A 16,374-nucleotide genomic window follows, 5' to 3' on the forward strand; every position below is an offset into this window, starting at 1 on the left:
TTTTATCCGTTTGTTTTGACCACACCTATAAAAAACCAAGGAGACATCCCATGGCATTGCCAAGCCTGCCCACCATCCTGCGCGCCGGTATCGCCGCCGCGCTGACCCTCGGCGCCAGCGCCGCCAGCGCACAAGCGGACTTTCCCAACCGCCCTGTCACGTTGATTGTGTCCGCCGCGCCCGGCGGCACCACCGACATTGCCGCCCGCCTGATCGCCCAGCCCCTGGGCGCGGCGCTTGGCCAAAGCGTCGTGGTCGAGAACAAGCCGGGCGCCTCCGGCGGCATCGCCGCGCAGGCGGTGGCCCGCGCCAAGCCCGACGGCTATACGCTGCTGCTGCAATACTCCGGTTTCCAGGTCATCACGCCGCACGTGACGCCTGCCGCCGGCTGGGATCCCATCAAGGACTTTGCCCCCGTCGCCAACGTGCTGTCGGCGCCGCAAGTCGTGGTGGTGCGCCCGGACCTGCCCATCAACTCGCTCAAGGAACTGGTGGCATACGCCAAGGCCAACCCGGGCAAGCTGAACTACGCGTCGTCCGGCAACGGCTCGTTGCAACAGGTGGCCACTGAATTGCTGAACCAGATGGCTGGCACGCAGATCACGCATATTCCCTACAAAGGCACCGGCCCCGCGCTGAACGACCTGCTGGGCGGCGCCGTGGACATGACCATCACCACGCCCCCGCCGCTGTTGGGCCAGATCGCCGCCGGCAAGCTACGCGCGCTGGCTGTCACGGGCAATGCCCGCCTGCCGTCCCTGCCGAACGTACCAACCGCGGCCGAAGCCGGCTATCCCGACCTGATCGTGTCGTCGTGGTTTGCCATGTACGCGCCCAAGGACACGCCCGCGCCAGTCGTGGATAAGATCGCCGGTGAAATCCAGAAGATCATGAAGACCGACGCCTTCCGCCAGAAGGCCGCCGAACAAGGCGCCGAAGCCATCTTCATGGGGCCGAAGGAACTGGGGGCTTATACGCAATCGGAACTGGACCGCTGGGGCAAGGTGGTCAAGGCCGCCAACATCACGGCCAACTGATCGCAGGTTTCCGTCCTGGAATGGGAAAGGCAGGTCTTTCCAACGTGGGACGGTCAGCCGCTCACGTGCGAAGGCCCGGGTCCGGTATTGCACCGGACCCGGGCCTTACTGCGTGGCGCCCCCCGCGCCGCGTCGGGCGGTAGCGCGCCAGTTCACCGCGGGAGTATCGTGAAAGTCGGCAACAGACACCGGAGCCCGTCATGCTCGACACGCCCTACATCGAGGCCAGCGCTTCGCAACTTGGCAATCTGACACAGTTTCTGATCTGGGTGGCCGAACGCCCCCGTACCTACGCCGACATCATGGAGGCGTGGCGCACGTCATGCCCGCGCCTTTCTGCATGGGAGGACGCGACCGCCAACGGGCTGGTCGATCTGGCCCCCGATCCGTCCGCGGCGACGAAAACCCCGGTGGCGGTTTTGACGCCCAAGGGTCGCGCGTGGCTGTCGACGCGAGGGGCGCAGCGCGAGCAGGCATAAGTGCCTGGCTCGGGATGAAGCAGCGGATTTAGAATGACCGGCGCACATTCGCGTTTATCGAATGCGGGCGGCTGTTGCCGGCATACTGGCCCGCGTATCCCAGCCTTAGCGACGCCGTGCGCTTGCATCGTTGCCGTTGACGCCCTCTATTCCGCTCTAGCCCCCGAAACCTTGACCGTCTCGGCCCACCGTTTTGTTTCTGCGGCAATGAATGCCGCGAATTCTTCAGGCGTGGAGCTGATCGGATTGAGCGACATCGCGGCATTGGCCTGGGCGACTTGAGGGGTCTTGAGCGCAAGCCCGATCGCTTCGTTCATACGCCCAACGATTGCGTCCGGGGTTCCCTTTGGCGCCACGATTCCTCCCCATGCCACCGCTTCGAAGTTCGGAAACCCGGATTCAGCCATCGTCGGAACATCCGGCATTGTCGCCAGGCGCTTCGAACTGGTGACCGCAAACGCTTTAAGCGTTCCGTTGCTGATGAACTGTTGCACGCCATTCACGTTGTCGAACATGACGTCGACCCGGCCGCTGACGACATCTGATAGCGCCATGGAACCACTGCGATACGGCACGTGAGTAATCTCAAGCGCTCCGACGGCTTTCATCATTTCACCGGTCAGATGGCTACCCGAACCTACCCCCGTTCCGGACGCGAAGTTCACCTTGCCGGGGTGCTGTTTTACATACGCAATAAACTCGGCGATGGAATTCGGCTTGAAGTCTTTCCTTGCAACCAGGATGTAGGGGTTATCGAACAGCAAACCGACTGGAGAAAAGTCCTTTATCGGATCATAGGGCAGGCTGCGATAGAAACTCGTATTAACTGCCAAGGTGATGTTGTTGCCAAAGCCAAACGTGTATCCATCCGGCGCTGCCCTTGCGACCGTACGGGTGCCCACGATCCCGCCAGCGCTCGCCAGGTTTTCCACGATAACGGGCTGTTTGAGAATTCTTCCGATCTGTTCGGCAACGGGGCGCGTTGCAACGTCAGGACCCGACCCTGCGGCATAGGGAATGATCAGCTTGATCGGCTTGCTTGGCCAAGATTGCGCATGCACTGCCGTAGACAATGTAATTGCCAAGAGCAATATCAATCGGGGAATTTTCATTGCGTTCTCCAACGTACCTATTAAGTTCATCCGTGCAAGATTTGAATCAGCCGATTCGTCCAGGGCGAGTTCGGTTCCCCTGCCGAAATCGCCGGGGAAAAATGATCACCCGGGAGCACCATGGTTTCGCATGGAAGCCGCAGCCGGCGCAGCTCGACTTCCATGGTTTGATTTCCCTTCACGATGCGTGGCAAGTCCTCGCTGGCATAAGCCAGCAACATATAGGGCACGTCCTTATTCAAGAGACACACCGGACTCGCCATCGCGGCTTCCGAAACGTCGTTAAACAGATTCAGATGAGTGCGCTCTTCTCCACTGCCCGGCGCGCGATCGGGATATCGGATATCAAGAGGCGCGCACAGTGGAAAACAAGCAACGATCGACGACGTCGGGATGTCGTGACGGGTCAGACCCTCGGCGCTCAGGGCGGCAAGCGTCATCAAATGACCGCCTGCGGAATGGCCTCCAAGAGCCATGCGCTTGGGGTCCCCGCCATACTTGTGAATGTTCCGATGCACCCAGGAAACCGCTGATAGGCAATCGTCCAGCAGCGCCTGCCATTTGAAGCGGGGCGCGAGGCGATACGAAACCGAGACAAACGTAATGCCGGCGGCGACCAAGGCAGGGGCCATCAACCCCACCCATTCCTTGTAGCCATTCGTCCACGCTCCGCCGTGCGCGAAGACCAGCACTGGGCTCGCTCTCCCATCTGCGTTTCGGCTCGGGTACACGTCCAGCCTGTGCGCGGCGGTATCCCCGTATTGGATGTCGGCGACACGTTCGCAGCGCAGCGCGGCAGCGGCCGACAGTTCCAGGGCCGCCTGCGCATAGTCCTCGGCCTCTGGGGGATACAACGGGGGCTGTGCAGAGAGATTGGCAAAACTCATGTCTATTCCGTCTTGATGAAGGTCGTTGCAAGAAAGCGCTGGCCAATAGCGACCCATTGAGACGCCCAACGCGCCCCCGACGGCTCCTTGGCAAATACAGGCCGGCTTGGCAAGCCCCGCTGAAAGGCACTACTGAAGATTGAACTCCACGACGGCGCCACCGCTGCCGTACAGCGGCGCGTACTCGTGCACGATTGCGCGCTTGAAATTCCCACCTATCGCGCCAAGTAGCCAATAGAACTGCTTCAGCCCCATGTCCGGACGCGCTTCTTTGGCATATTCCGGCAGGCTTGCGCGAATAGCCTCCACATCGCCGCTTTCCATCAAGGCAAGCAAACGCCGATTCCACGCGTCATCCGCTTCCGACAGGATGTGATCTTTCTGAAGATCGATGTTTTCGCGGAACATGCCGCTGGAGAGCCCCCCGATTCCAACCACCGCGACGCGTTTGTCTTGCAAGGCGTTGGCGGCGATGGCACCCAGCTGCTCCGTCTGCGCGGCGCTGTGGTAAAGGTTGTTTGCGGCGATGACCACCGGAAGCACCGATGAGCCAAAGCGCATCAGTGTCGTCGCGGTAATGGTGCCGGTGTCTATCGGGAATTGGTCGTAGTCGACACCGCGTGTCTTGATACCTGCTTCGTTGCAGGCTTGGACGCATCGATGCGCCAGAGCTGACTCAGAATGAATGTCGAACGGCTGCTCACCGAACTCGTGCCAGTTCTCATCGACATGTAGCCCGGTGCTGCGTGGCCGGGTTATCCAAAGCTGGTCCAACACGGCGAACCATTGTGTCGAGTAGACCAGCACGCAATCCGGTTTTGACTCGGCCAGCAGTTTTCCGGCTTGCGCGAAGGCGTCTTTAAGGCGGCCCCACGGCGCAACATCGGGACGCAACTGCGGCAGAGGACTGCCCGGAACAAGAAACGCGGATACGACGCTCATGCAATTCCCCTTTTTCTTTAGCAAGCTGCGCAATCAAGCGGGCCGGGCTGCTGACTTCAGGCCTGAAAGCCCTGCATCCTGAAGGTTCCACTCGACAACGGCGTTGCCGGTGCCGATGACGGTGCCATAGCCGTGCAGCCTGCCGGCAAGTTCGGGATATCCCATCGCGGCGTGCATCCATGTGAAGGCGCCGGACTTCACCTCGGCAAAAGCTTCATCAATGAACTGAGGAAGAAGTTGGAAGGTCTCTTTCATGCGGCCTTGTCGCATCAAATTGATCATCCGCACGTCCCACTTGTAGCCGTCATAGCGCTCGGGATGCTCTTTGGTCATGTCTTCAGGCAACTCCGGTTCTTCGTGAAAATGCCAGTGGGACAAGGTATTGCTGGCCAGCAGAACGGCGCGGCGTCCGGTCTTGCGGATGGCCTCCCGCGTGGCACGGCCCAGAAGATCCATCTCGCCCAGGCCTTCCTTGGTGTTGAGGAAATACGGCGTGTTATTGGCGGATATCCCCACAACGGGGATGTCCCATTGTGGTCGGACCATGTGGAGTGTCGTGATCGTTCCGTAGTCGGGCCGGAACTTCGGATTGCGCATCATCTTGCTGACCAGCCCAAGATTTTTGGCCTCTTCGCAGCACGCCTCGGCCAATTCGACGTCCACGTCCATGCCGAAGTCATACCGGAAAATGTTGGGGAAGATGGGATCGACCGAACGCCCGGTAAGCCTGGGAACGCCAAGAAAGTGGTGCCCCACCTGCGTAATCCAATGAGGGGAATGGACCAGCAGCACGTCAGGCTTCATGCGTTCGATGCTCTCGCGCGCGTGCTCATACGCCCAGCGCAGCGGTTCCCAGCCGCCTTCAGACCGCGGTTCGTTCTGGGGCGGGTTTTCACCGTAGACCAGATGGGGAGGATGCGGCGCCAGGAAACCGGAAAGAATCAGTCCTTCGCTCATGATGAAGCTCCTTACTTTGACAGTTGAAGCTCACCTCCGCGGCGGCATCCTGCGGACTGGGCTTTATCAGACGTATACGTACTATCGTAAGTCGGAGCGAAATGCCAAGAAACGCGTACAAACCCTATATTTATTGCTTGGCTGTAAGGGCAAGGGCTTTCGGAAAAAACCTGAACTTATACGTACACGTGCTATGGTAATTACGCGGGATCCCCTCCTAATATCCTCAACGACCGTCAAAGCGCTGCGATCAAAATGGCCCGATCACCCTCCCCGAAGCTCCCCCCACCGCATGTCTCGCCTTCGCCCGCCCCGGCCAAAGTCGAATCACTGCTGAAAAATTTCCGCCTTGAGGATGTGCCGTCCCATCTTTTACGCCGAGCTCATTTCAAGGCCGAGGAGATCTTCGCGGCTACGTTTCCCGGCGAGGGGGTAACACCCAGGCAAAAAGCCGCCTTAGTCTTGCTTTACCAAGAGCCCGGGCTTAGCCAAAACTCCTTGGCGGAACGCTTGGCAATGGATCGCAATACCGTCGCCGAAATGGTGAGACGCATGCATAGCGGCGGACTGATAGAACGACGGCCGTCACCGACGGACGCTCGGGCCTACCAGCTTTATGTCGCGCCAGCCGGTATGGACCTTCTGTGCAGGGTGATGCCGCGCGATGTGCTGGTGGAAGACCAGCTGCTGGCGCGCCTGCCCGAGGAATACCGGGGACTGTTCGTCAAGTGCTTACGTTTGATTGTTGAGTACGGCAATGACGCGGGCCCGCCAAAGCCTGATTGACGAATGCCGGTCCGGCGCGGGCAAGGGCGGACGCTGGCCGTCCGGGAGGTGATGCCATCGTCGGACCCAACGACATGGCAACCGGGTCAGGGCAGGGTTTTGCGCATTCTCACTGCGTGTGAGAACTCCGTGTCCACGGTGGCGGCAAACAGAAATCCGGAGGCTTCGTAGAATGATCGCGCTCGATCGCCAACCACGGCGTGGAGCGACCGAATTCCAAGCTGCGCGGCGCGATGCTCGGCTTCGTTAAGCAGCCGCGTTCCCACACCCATTCGCCATAGTTCGGGCGCGACAAACAGGTCTTCGAGTTCCGCCTCGGTGCCGGTCTCGGGGACTACCGTTATGAACCCGACGAGAACGCCATCCAGTTCGGCGACCATGGCGTATGGCAGACGTGCAGCGGAAAACTGCCCCGCCTCTGCCAGCGCAAGCAACTCGTCAACATGATCGCCCCACGCCAGCGTGGATCGCAGTTTGAGCGTGCCAAGGGTATCTTTGTCCGCGTGGTGTGCCGCTCGAATCAAGACCTCCATAGCGATTTTTCCTTATCTCGCGTTCGCGACCAGTTTCTTACGCTACAGGGCATTGCCCGTGCAGCACATCGCCCTTGAGCAGCTTTTTTCGCAATCGACGGCTCACGGCCAGGAGCGGTCGCTTGACATCGAGGCCGCCGATCGCATGCAGGAATCCACTGCACAGATTCAGGTTGGGCAGCAGCCGAAACTACTCGTCAACCGCCTTCAACCGCCACCGACCATCACCCTGACACTCCCTACGCTTGTCGAACGCCCATCATCGACCGCGAAAGTCGACTGGCTGCGGTCAGAATGGGCTCCTTGAGCTCGAGCAGCACGCTTTCGGTCAGACGCGAAATCGGCCCCGAGATGCAGATGGCCCCCTGCAAGGTCCAGTTGATGCCGTAGACCGGCGCGGAAATGCTGGAGACTTCCGCATCGCGCTCGCCCAGGGAAATCATGTAGCCCGCGCGACGCACCGATTCGTAAGGCTCGCCCGGCTCTCCGGAAAACGCCAGCAGCACACGCCCCGGTGAGCCCAATTCAAGCGGCAGCGCCGCGCCAATCCGCACATGATGGCGGATTGATTTGGGTCCTTCGACCCGCGCCATGCAAATGCGCTGTTTGCCCTCGCGCACATAGAACGTGGCGCTTTCTCCCGTTGTGGCCGATACCTCCCTCAGGACGGGCTGCACGATTTCCGCGATGTTGAACGTGGCCTGGTAGCAGGCGCCAAGCCAGCCGGCTGCGCGCGCCAGACGCCACGTGCCGTCTGGCCGTTGGGCCAGATAGTCGTCCATGGCGAGCGTGCGCGCCAAGCGCAATACGGTGGACCGGTGAAAGCCGGTACGCCGGCTCAGTTCCGCCAGGGACAGATGGGTGTCTTCCACGCCGAACGCCGCAAGGATGCTCATCGCTCGACGCACGGCCACTACGCCTTCTTCTGCCGGGGACTCATCAGCATCGCTAGGTTCTTCTGCGTTCATGGTATGGAACATGTTTCATCTGACGGACTTGCATTGTATTAGCCGGAACACCGATTCACAATGCCGGCACCAAAAACAACGATCGGAGACAAATCATGAAGCAGATCGCGCGTGTGCTTTCGGGCCTGGCCCTGGTGTGCGTGAGTGGCCTTGCCGCGGCGCAGGGCTACCCCAACAAACCCATTCGTCTGATCGTTCCTTTCCCGCCTGGCGGCGGCACCGATGTGCTGGCCAGAGAGGCGGCGATCAAGGTAGCCAGCAATACGGGCTGGAACATCGTCACGGAAAACAGACCCGGATCGGGCGGCAACATCGGCGTGGATACGGCAGCCAAGTCGGCGCCGGACGGCTATACGCTGGTACTGGGCCAAACCAGCAACTTGGCGATCAATCCCACGCTCTACGCCAAGTTGCCCTACGACCCCGAAAAAGACCTGACCGCTATCGGTCTGGTCGCGGACGCCCCGCTGGTGATCGTGGTTCCCGCCAACTCGCCGCTGAAGACCTTCGAGGACATGCTTGCCGCAGCCAAAGCCAAGCCGGAGTCCTTGAACTTCGCCAGTTCGGGCAACGGCACCGTGGCTCATCTGGCTGCGGTGCAACTGCAGAATGCCGCGGGCATCAAGCTTACGCACATTCCTTATAAGGGCGCGGCGCAAGCGTCCAATGACCTGATTGGCGGGCAGATCGACATGTATCTGTCATCAGTGCCCACGCTGATTGGCCACGTGCGCAGCGGCAAGATGCGGGCGCTGGCGGTGACCTCGGCACAGCGCGTGCCCGATATGCCCGACGTGCCCACCATTGCCGAACGCGGCTTCCCGGGCTTTGAAGCCGTGACCTGGTTCGGCCTGGCCGCGCCGGCCGGCACGCCCGAGGACATCGTGCAGCGCCTGAATACGGAGTTCAACAAGGCGCTGCAAGCTAAGGACCTGAGCGTGAAATACCAGGAACAAGGCGCGCGCGTGCTGACCAGCACGCCGGCAGATTTCGGAAAACTGATCCACGACGACCGCATCCGCTGGGGCAAGATCGTCGAAGAATCGGGCGCGAAGGTCGAGTGATTGGTCATGCAGGCGCGCTATTCCCATCGCTGCAAAGTCATCCGCGGAGCCGGTATCAAGCCGGCCTGATTACTCCCCGCATCACCCGCTTCTTCAAACAGGAATACTCATGGCCAATCAGGACATCATCAAGGATTTCCCCCGCGTCAGCGCCGACATTGTGCGTCGCGCCGCGGATCTGCAACCTGCCATCCTGGCCGACGTAGCCGGCCGACGCGGCGCCCTCAACGGCCGCATCCGTCCGTTGCATCCCGGCATGAAGCTTGCCGGCACGGCGTTTACGGTTGAAGTGCGTCCCGGCGACAACCTCATGATCCACGCCGCGATTTCCCTGGCCAAGCCCGGCGACGTTCTGGTGATCGACGGCAAGGGCGACCTCAGCTCGGCGCTGATGGGGACCATCATGATGAACGCCTGCCGCAAGCTCGGCATCGTCGGCGTGGTGATGGACGGCGCCGCGCGCGACACGGTCGAGATCATCCAGATGGACTACCCGGTGTTCGCCGCCGGCACGAATCCCAATGGTCCGACCAAGAACGTCCCCGGCCGCATCGGCCATCCCGTGTCGGTGGGCGGCGTGACGGTCAATGCCGGCGACTTCATCATCGGTGACGCCGACGGCGTAGTCGTGGTCGAGCGCGAAAAGATAGAAGGACTGTTGCCCGCCGCCGAAAAGAAAGTGCGCGATGAAGCCGCGCGCATTGCCGCCATCCAAGCCGGCGACACCGAAGCCAAATGGCTCGGCGCGGCCCTGCGCGCCGCTGGGGTCCTGAAAGAAGGGGAATCGCTGTGAACGCCGCCGCGACGGGCAAGCCCGCCATCGTCGTGACCGCGGCGGACCTGGCGCCGGAGGCGTTGGCGCTGCTCCAGGATTTCGAGCTGGCTTTCGCTGGAAAAACACCCACGGAGAGCGACATCGTGACGCTGTGCCGCAAGCACAACCCGGTCGCCATCATCGTGCGGTACAGCAAGGTGGGCGCCGCGGCGATGGACGCGGCCCCCGCCCTGCGTGTGATCTCCAAGCATGGCAGCGGCACTGACACCATTGACAAGACGGCGGCCGCCGAACGCGGCATCCAGGTCGTCGCCGCAGTCGGCGTGAACGCCGCCGCCGTGGCGGAACAGGCGCTGGCGCTGCTTCTGGCCTGCGCCAAATCGGTCATCGGGCTGGACGAGCGCATGCGAGCGGGCCACTGGGACAAGTCCACGCACAAGAGCATGGAGCTGGGCGGCAAGACCATCGGCCTGATTGGCCTGGGCGCCATCGGCCAGCGCATGGCCGCCATGGTCCGCGGCCTGGACATGCGCGTGATCGGCTTCGACCCCTATGCAAAGAACTTGCCGGGCCATATCGAGAATGTGTCGTTGGACACGATCTGGCGCGAGGCCGATGTGGTGTCGCTGCACTGCCCGCTTACCGATGAGAACCGCGGCATGATCAACGCGACGACGCTGGCGCAGTGCAAGCAGGGCGTGATCCTGGTGAACACGGCGCGCGGCGGCCTGGTCGACGAGGACGCACTGTTGCAGGCCGTGCGCTCGGGCCATGTGCAAGCGGCCGGCCTGGACAGTTTCGCGGTCGAGCCCATGCCTGCCGGCCATCCGTTCCAGCAAGAGCCGCGCATTATCCTGAGCCCCCACATCGGCGGCGTTACCAGCGCCGCCTACGTCAACATGGGCGTGGCCGCGGCGAACAACGTGCTGGACGTGCTGACACGCGAAGGCGCCAGACGGCAAGGTTGACCTTGCCGCCCGGCGTCCTGGTTAGAACGACATTTCAGGAGCAGGTGCGGCGGGGGCCTTGGCCTCCTCCGGCGCCTGCGCCACGGTCGCGTCCGTCGTCAGGATCAGGCCGGCGATCGACGCCGCGTTCTGCAACGCGGTGCGGGTGACCTTAGTGGGATCGATCACACCCAGTTCCACCAGGTCGCCATAGTTACCCGTGGCCGCGTCGTAGCCATGGTTGCCCTTACCTTCCAGCACCTTCGCCACGATCACCGAGGGCTCGTCACCCGCGTTGGTGACAATGGCCCGCAACGGTGCCTCCAGCGCACGCAACACGATGCGGATGCCCGCGTCCTGATCCGCGTTGGCGCCTTTCAGGCCGTGGATGGCCGTGCGCGCCCGCAGCAACGCCACGCCGCCCCCGGGCACAATGCCCTCTTCCACGGCGGCGCGCGTCGCGTGCAACGCGTCGTCCACACGGTCCTTCTTCTCTTTCATCTCGACTTCGGTGGCGGCGCCCACCTTGATCACGGCAACCCCGCCGGCCAGCTTCGCCACGCGTTCCTGGAGCTTTTCGCGATCGTAGTCGCTGGTGGCTTCGTCTGCCTGCTTGCGCAAGACCGCCACCCGCGCTTCGATGTCCGCCTGCTTGCCTGCGCCGCCGATGATGACGGACGCTTCTTTGCGCACCTCGATGCGCTGCGCGTTGCCCAGTTCTTCCAGCGTGGCTTTTTCCAGCTGCATGCCGGTCTCGTCCGAGATCACCGTCGCGCCGGTCAGGATGGCGATATCTTCAAGCATCGCGCGTCGGCGGTCGCCAAAGCCGGGGGCCTTCACCGCCACCACTTTCAGCACGCCGCGAATGGCGTTCACGACCAGGGTGGCCAGGGCTTCACCGTCCACGTCCTCGGCCACGATCATCAACGGCTTGCCCGCCTTGGCGGCAATTTCCAGCACTGGCAGCAGATCGCGAATGTTCGAGATCTTCTTGTCATGCAACAGCACCAGCGGCTCGTCCAGCTGCGCCACCTGCTTCTCGGGGTCGGTCACGAAATACGGGCTGAGATAGCCGCGGTCAAACTGCATACCCTCGACCACGTCCAGTTCGTTGTCCAGCGACTTGCCGTCTTCCACGGTAATGACGCCTTCGCGGCCAACCTTGTCCATGGCCTGGGCAATGATCTGGCCGATGGTCTCGTCGGAATTGGCCGACAAGGACGCGACCTGGGCAATTTCCTTGCTGGTCGAGATCGGTTTGGAAAGCGCTTTCAGCTTTTCCACGACGGCCTGCACCGCCTGGTCCACGCCGCGCTTCAGGTCCATGGGGTTCATGCCCGAGGCCACATACTTCATGCCCTCTTGCACGATGGCCTGCGCCAGCACAGTGGCGGTGGTGGTGCCGTCGCCCGCCACGTCGGCGGTCTTCGAGGCCACTTGCTTGACGATCTGCGCCCCCATGTTTTCGAACTTGTCCTTCAGCTCGATTTCCTTGGCGACGGACACGCCGTCTTTCGTGATGGTCGGGGCGCCGAAGCTGCGTTCCAGCAGCACGTTACGCCCCTTGGGGCCCAGCGTGACCTTGACGGCGTCGGCCAGAATGTTGACGCCCTTCACCACGCGGGCGCGCGCGTTATCGTGAAATTGAATGTCCTTGGCACTCATTTCTAAGGCTCCTGATATTTCTTTGGAAGATTCCTGATACCGGCTCGGGCAGCGGCATCAAGCCGCTTTCTTCAACGTGTCGCGGGCGGGTTCCAGCACCGCCAGCACATCGTCTTCCCGCATGACCAACAGCTCTTGGCCATCGACCTTCACGGTCTGCCCGGCATATTTTCCGAAAAGGACGTGGTCGCCCACTTTCAGTTGCAGCTTCTGCACGGCGCCGTCGCGACTGACCTTGCCGCTACCGACCGCCACGACTTCGCCCTGCTCGGGCTTTTCCGCCGCGGAATCGGGAATCACGATGCCGGATGCGGTCTTGCGTTCCTGTTCGATGCGCTTGACGATTACCCGGTCATAGAGGGGACGGATCTTCATGACTCAATCTCCTGAACAAATCAGATCACCAAACACTGCGCCTCGCGGGCGCGCATCAAGATTTATGGGCAAGCTCCAGCGACTTCAAGAGCCCAAAATTGCATCAAATTGCATCACCCACGAACCCAGATGCCGACGGCCTTGCCCAGCCGGAAAGTCACGCGTTTTTGCAGCCTGCCCGAGGGCGCGACATGCACGGGACACGGCTGCGAGCGCCCGCCCTCGGCGTCCACCGTGGCGTCGTCCGCGTCGGTCTGATTCCAGATGCCGTTCTTGCGCGGCCGGAACATCCAGCGCAGATACCCCTTCCTGGCGGCCAGCTCCATCAGCGCCGAGTGATCCGGCGCTTCAAGCGCGACCCGCTCCTGCCCGCCGGGCAAATCGGAATAATCGGCAAACGCCCGTCGGCAGGCCACGGCTTCTTCCAGCGGCGCATTCAGACGGCACCAGCCCGAATGCGCCACGCGTTCCACGTCCCAGGCGCCCAAGCGCCATCCCGCTTCCAGCATGGCCTGGTCGATGTCGGCCACATCGTTCCAGCGCTGGTTCAGCTGCATGGCTGACGCGGCAACCGAGCGTAGCGGTTTTGTAATCGCCGTCCTGTCGGCCGTAAAGCCGTGCCAGTGCAGCGTCAACAAAATGGGAGTGTCGGCCTTTTGCACAGCGCTGGCGCTGACCGCGTACAGCGGCAGGCCAAGCGCGGCAATGTGGGTGCGAATAGTCGTGATTAGGTCCATGAGATCTCCGTTAGCCAGAAGCGGATTTCGCGTGGGGTGATGCCCAACGAACCAGACATGCCAAGTAAATTTATCGCTTCTTGGGGTGGCGCTCAACTGCCTGGTGTAGACCTTCAGCGTGCCGAGCTTCTGGTTCGCCATGCGCCTCGGGCAGCTTTTTCTGCTCGTCACCGTCGTGCGGGAACAATGGCAGCCACAGCTTGAACAGCGTGCCGTCAGGCAGTGGCTGCCAAACGCACCGCGCGCCCAGTACCGCCACGCGATTGCGGATATTGGCCACGCCCCGCCGCCCCGGCAATGCCAACTCCGGCGGCGGTGGCATGAATGGCCGGCCATTGTCCCGCACGCACACCCACACGCCGACCTCACCCGCGCCGCTCGCAGCCGCCATCGCTTCGGCGGTGGTCACGGTGATTTCGGTCGCATCGCTGTGCTTGACGATATTGGTCAGCACTTCCTGCAGGATACGCAGCACATGCAGGGCGCTTTGCGCGTCGAGCCACTGCAGCGGCGGCAGGTCGCTCATCCGCCAACGCAGCGCGATCCCGGCCCCGGTCAACCTCGGCCCCAGACGAAAGCGCAAGGCCCCCAATAAGGCCAACAGGTCGGCATCGGTGCTTTCCAGGGAATCGATGGCAATCTTCAGATCGTCGATGCATTCCCGCAGAACCTGGGCGATATCAAGCGGCGTGCGCCCCAGCTCCACCTGGCGCAGCGCGCTCATCAGAGAAGATCCCACGCCATCATGCATCTCGCTCATCAGGCGCTGACGCTCGTTCAATAGTGTCTGTTCGCGCTCGGCGACGCGCAGACGCTCGTGGGCCTGGACCAGTTCGCGTTCCTGTGCGGCCAATTGCTCGGCCAGCACGACCCGGGCTCGCGCAGCCACCTCCAGCGCACGGGTGTAGCGCGTGAACGCGACATACACGAACAGAGTGAGCAAGCCCAGATTCACATAAGGCGTCAGGTAAATGCCTTCCATGTCGACCTTGAAGCTCTGCATGCGCAGGTCATGCCACGCCATCAGCAACGACACGGGCCCCCATGCGGCCAGCAGCACATTGGCGCGGCTGCGCTCATGCCAGGCGTTGGCCATGGCGGCATAGATCTGCGCCAGGGCCGGCGGCAGGACTGCCAGGCGTTGCACTGCCAGAACCCCCGGATACTCCGCCCACCAATAGGGCAGCGTCGCCACGACGACGATGGCCCAGTACACCACCAGGACGCGGCCCAGGCGCGGGCGCGGACGGCGCTGCACCATGCCAAGAAAATGAAACCCGCAGACCGGCACGGTGACCATGCCCACCAAGGTCATCCAGGAGAACCAGGCGAAGCTCATGTCCAGGCCCGCGTCATCCACCAGGAACAGCAAGGCAGCCAGCGCCTGCGCAACCGCCATGCAGAAGAAAAGCGCGAACGGCCACGCCCCGCCGGCCGGCGCCAAGCTGGTATCGCGACGGCGGTTAGCGCGCAGCCACACGGCGATGCCCAAGGCAAAGAATCCCAGCAGCAGGAAAGAGCCGCGCCAATAGGTCGGCAGCGCCGTCTGCAGAAAAGTGCGCCAGCGCCAGGACGGCACCAGATCGGCAGCCGATCCGACCCACATCGACGACAGCGCGCCGCCCGTATTCGGCTGGTTGGCCATGCGCACATACACCCATGCGTCCTTGCCCGGCTGGAGCAGACCGCCCAGATCCACCCATAAAGGATGATTGAAATTGTTCCAGGCGCGGTCACCCCGCGATTGCCAGGCGCGCTGCCCGTTCACGTATACGGCCAGCGTGCCGGTTGCCTGCCAGCGGGGAGCGTATAGCCGCAGCCGCGGCGTCGTGAAGGCCGTGGCGGCAATGTGCATGCGGTACCACTGCACTTCGGCGCGGTCCGCGGCGCCCTGCACACGTCGCGGCCACGGCGCTCGCGGCCGGGCATGCGGCAGATCTATTGGATGCCAGTCGGTGTCGGCGGCATTCATGGCGCTGTCCCCGGCGTCCAGTTCAGCCATCGAAGCCGGCTGCATCCAGGCCGTGCTTGATGATGACCACATCTGCGCTTCGGTGATATGGATCACGGGCGACTCGGCGCGCGCCAATCCGCAAACAGCCAGCAGAAAAAAGCCGAGCATTGACGTGAGCACAGCGTCCCAATCACGAATGGCCACCCAAGGCCACCCCCTCCCTGCCCGTTCAATCCTCACTCAGCCACCCGTGTCGCGCGCCCTCGCGCACCGCTTCGGCCCGCGAATTCACCTGCAGCTTGGTATAGATACGCCGCACAAAGGTCTGCACGGTGTGCGGTGAGACGCCCAAGGCACTGGCGACCTCGTCTACCGTATAGCCGCGCGAGACCAGGCGCAGCGTCTCGGCTTCGCGCGCCGAAGGCGATACCAGGGGCACGCTTGCCGGGGCGGCGACGGCCTCGACGGGCGCCGCCTGCACGGTGTGCCGCAACAGCAGCTTCCTGGCCACCATCGGGTTGATCGGACTGCCTCCCGCATGCAGGCTGCGGATTTCGGCGACCAGTTCCTGCGCGCTCAAGTCCTTCAGCACATAGCCCATGGCGCCCGCTTCGATGGCGCGCAGGACGTGCGTCTCATCGCCAAAAATGGTGCTTACCATCACGGCGCAATCAGGCCAGGCCTGCCGCGCCGCGGTAATCACATCCAGGCCGGAGCCATCGGGCAAGCCCAGGTCCACCAGCAGCACGTCGAGCGGCTGGCGCGGCAGCAGGGACAACGCTTCGCGCCGGTTGGCCGCCATCCACACCATGCTTAATCCCTGCGCGGTCTCCACGGCGTGCGCCAACGCCTGCAGGCAAACCGCATCGTCTTCGACCGTCGCGACACGTATAGGCGCCCCGTCGGCTGCCGATGCGCGGCTCGCGCGCGGCAGCGCTTGGTTCGTGCCGGGAGTTTGCGCCGCCGGTTCAGGCCTTTGTTGAGTGTCTTTTTTTCGCATCAGATGATCATCGGACGGCTTCGATTTATCTCGACCCTGGCGCACCGGATCCCTAGGATGAACCCCGCTCGGAACATAAACGAGGAGTCTGCCTTCATCGGCTTCTTCCGTCATGTCCTTAGTTCTAGGGACATACAGTGTCGCACAAGTTTTTTA

The 16,374-nt window shown here is 62.5% G+C and carries 17 protein-coding genes; 6 read left to right on the forward strand and 11 right to left on the reverse strand.

Annotated elements, in window-relative coordinates:
• The first annotated feature begins 50 nt into the window (after positions 1-50).
• Together ACI0FO_RS17460 and ACI0FO_RS17465 are read left to right on the forward strand one after the other, a co-directional pair.
• Complete coding sequence (locus ACI0FO_RS17460) at positions 51-1,037, forward strand: Bug family tripartite tricarboxylate transporter substrate binding protein (protein ID WP_416028580.1); 987 nt, start codon at positions 51-53, stop codon at positions 1,035-1,037.
• A gap of 200 nt (positions 1,038-1,237) precedes the next feature.
• Complete coding sequence (locus ACI0FO_RS17465; RefSeq protein WP_105556090.1) at positions 1,238-1,516, forward strand: hypothetical protein; 279 nt, start codon at positions 1,238-1,240, stop codon at positions 1,514-1,516.
• Positions 1,517-1,662: 146 nt separating this feature from the next.
• On the opposite strand, the gene ACI0FO_RS17470 is transcribed toward ACI0FO_RS17465, so the two are convergent.
• The 4 genes from ACI0FO_RS17470 to ACI0FO_RS17485 all read right to left on the reverse strand — a co-directional run bounded on the left by ACI0FO_RS17470 (position 1,663) and on the right by ACI0FO_RS17485 (position 5,414).
• Positions 1,663-2,628, reverse strand: coding sequence for a Bug family tripartite tricarboxylate transporter substrate binding protein (locus ACI0FO_RS17470; protein WP_416028583.1), 966 nt, complete (start codon positions 2,626-2,628; stop codon positions 1,663-1,665).
• A 26-nt stretch (positions 2,629-2,654) separates the two neighbouring features.
• Positions 2,655-3,515, reverse strand: coding sequence for an alpha/beta hydrolase (locus ACI0FO_RS17475; protein WP_416028585.1), 861 nt, complete (start codon positions 3,513-3,515; stop codon positions 2,655-2,657).
• Positions 3,516-3,644: 129 nt separating this feature from the next.
• Complete coding sequence (locus ACI0FO_RS17480) at positions 3,645-4,457, reverse strand: tRNA U-34 5-methylaminomethyl-2-thiouridine biosynthesis protein (RefSeq protein WP_416028587.1); 813 nt, start codon at positions 4,455-4,457, stop codon at positions 3,645-3,647.
• 33 nt (positions 4,458-4,490) lie between these two features.
• Positions 4,491-5,414 (reverse strand): tRNA U-34 5-methylaminomethyl-2-thiouridine biosynthesis protein, encoded by a 924-nt coding sequence (locus ACI0FO_RS17485; RefSeq protein ID WP_416028589.1) that lies wholly within the window; start codon positions 5,412-5,414, stop codon positions 4,491-4,493.
• 255 nt (positions 5,415-5,669) lie between these two features.
• Between ACI0FO_RS17485 and ACI0FO_RS17490 the strand changes: the two genes are divergently transcribed.
• On the forward strand, positions 5,670-6,200 hold the full coding sequence (locus ACI0FO_RS17490) for a MarR family winged helix-turn-helix transcriptional regulator (RefSeq protein WP_416028591.1): 531 nt from the start codon (positions 5,670-5,672) through the stop codon (positions 6,198-6,200).
• An 86-nt stretch (positions 6,201-6,286) separates the two neighbouring features.
• Here ACI0FO_RS17490 and ACI0FO_RS17495 read toward each other — a convergent pair whose 3' ends face one another.
• Positions 6,287-6,733 carry a GNAT family N-acetyltransferase gene (locus ACI0FO_RS17495; protein ID WP_416028593.1) on the reverse strand — a complete coding sequence of 149 codons (447 nt, stop codon included), beginning with the start codon at positions 6,731-6,733 and terminating at the stop codon, positions 6,287-6,289.
• A 239-nt stretch (positions 6,734-6,972) separates the two neighbouring features.
• Complete coding sequence (locus ACI0FO_RS17500) at positions 6,973-7,701, reverse strand: IclR family transcriptional regulator (protein ID WP_416028595.1); 729 nt, start codon at positions 7,699-7,701, stop codon at positions 6,973-6,975.
• 95 nt (positions 7,702-7,796) lie between these two features.
• On the opposite strand from ACI0FO_RS17500, the gene ACI0FO_RS17505 reads away from it, so the two are divergent.
• The 3 genes from ACI0FO_RS17505 (at position 7,797) to ACI0FO_RS17515 (ending at position 10,508) form a co-directional block, all read left to right on the forward strand.
• Positions 7,797-8,765: a Bug family tripartite tricarboxylate transporter substrate binding protein gene (locus tag ACI0FO_RS17505; RefSeq protein ID WP_416028597.1), complete on the forward strand. Its 969-nt coding sequence runs from the start codon at positions 7,797-7,799 to the stop codon at positions 8,763-8,765.
• 109 nt (positions 8,766-8,874) lie between these two features.
• Entirely contained in the window at positions 8,875-9,558 is a 684-nt protein-coding gene (locus tag ACI0FO_RS17510) for an RraA family protein (RefSeq protein WP_416028599.1), read from the forward strand.
• On the forward strand, positions 9,555-10,508 hold the full coding sequence (locus tag ACI0FO_RS17515) for an NAD(P)-dependent oxidoreductase (protein WP_416028601.1): 954 nt from the start codon (positions 9,555-9,557) through the stop codon (positions 10,506-10,508). The genes ACI0FO_RS17510 and ACI0FO_RS17515 overlap by 4 nt, the downstream gene beginning before the upstream one ends.
• A 21-nt stretch (positions 10,509-10,529) precedes the next feature.
• Here the strand turns inward: ACI0FO_RS17515 and groL are convergent, their stop codons facing one another.
• The 5 genes from groL to ACI0FO_RS17540 form a co-directional block, all read right to left on the reverse strand.
• A complete protein-coding gene (groL, locus tag ACI0FO_RS17520) occupies positions 10,530-12,152 on the reverse strand; it encodes a chaperonin GroEL (protein ID WP_416028602.1) in 1,623 nt (540 codons plus the stop codon).
• A gap of 57 nt (positions 12,153-12,209) precedes the next feature.
• Positions 12,210-12,527, reverse strand: a complete 318-nt coding sequence (groES, locus tag ACI0FO_RS17525) for a co-chaperone GroES (RefSeq protein ID WP_416028604.1) — start codon at positions 12,525-12,527, stop codon at positions 12,210-12,212.
• Between the two features lie 113 nt (positions 12,528-12,640).
• Positions 12,641-13,264, reverse strand: a complete 624-nt coding sequence (locus ACI0FO_RS17530) for a diguanylate cyclase (protein ID WP_416028606.1) — start codon at positions 13,262-13,264, stop codon at positions 12,641-12,643.
• 70 nt (positions 13,265-13,334) lie between these two features.
• Positions 13,335-15,332, reverse strand: a complete 1,998-nt coding sequence (locus ACI0FO_RS17535; protein WP_416028608.1) for a sensor histidine kinase — start codon at positions 15,330-15,332, stop codon at positions 13,335-13,337.
• 115 nt (positions 15,333-15,447) lie between these two features.
• Positions 15,448-16,218 (reverse strand): response regulator, encoded by a 771-nt coding sequence (locus ACI0FO_RS17540; protein ID WP_416028706.1) that lies wholly within the window; start codon positions 16,216-16,218, stop codon positions 15,448-15,450.
• Between the last annotated feature and the right edge of the window lie 156 nt (positions 16,219-16,374).

Origin of the sequence: Achromobacter marplatensis (assembly GCF_049060505.1) — a bacterium.
In the GTDB taxonomy this organism is placed as follows: Bacteria; Pseudomonadota; Gammaproteobacteria; order Burkholderiales; family Burkholderiaceae_B; genus Achromobacter; species Achromobacter marplatensis_A.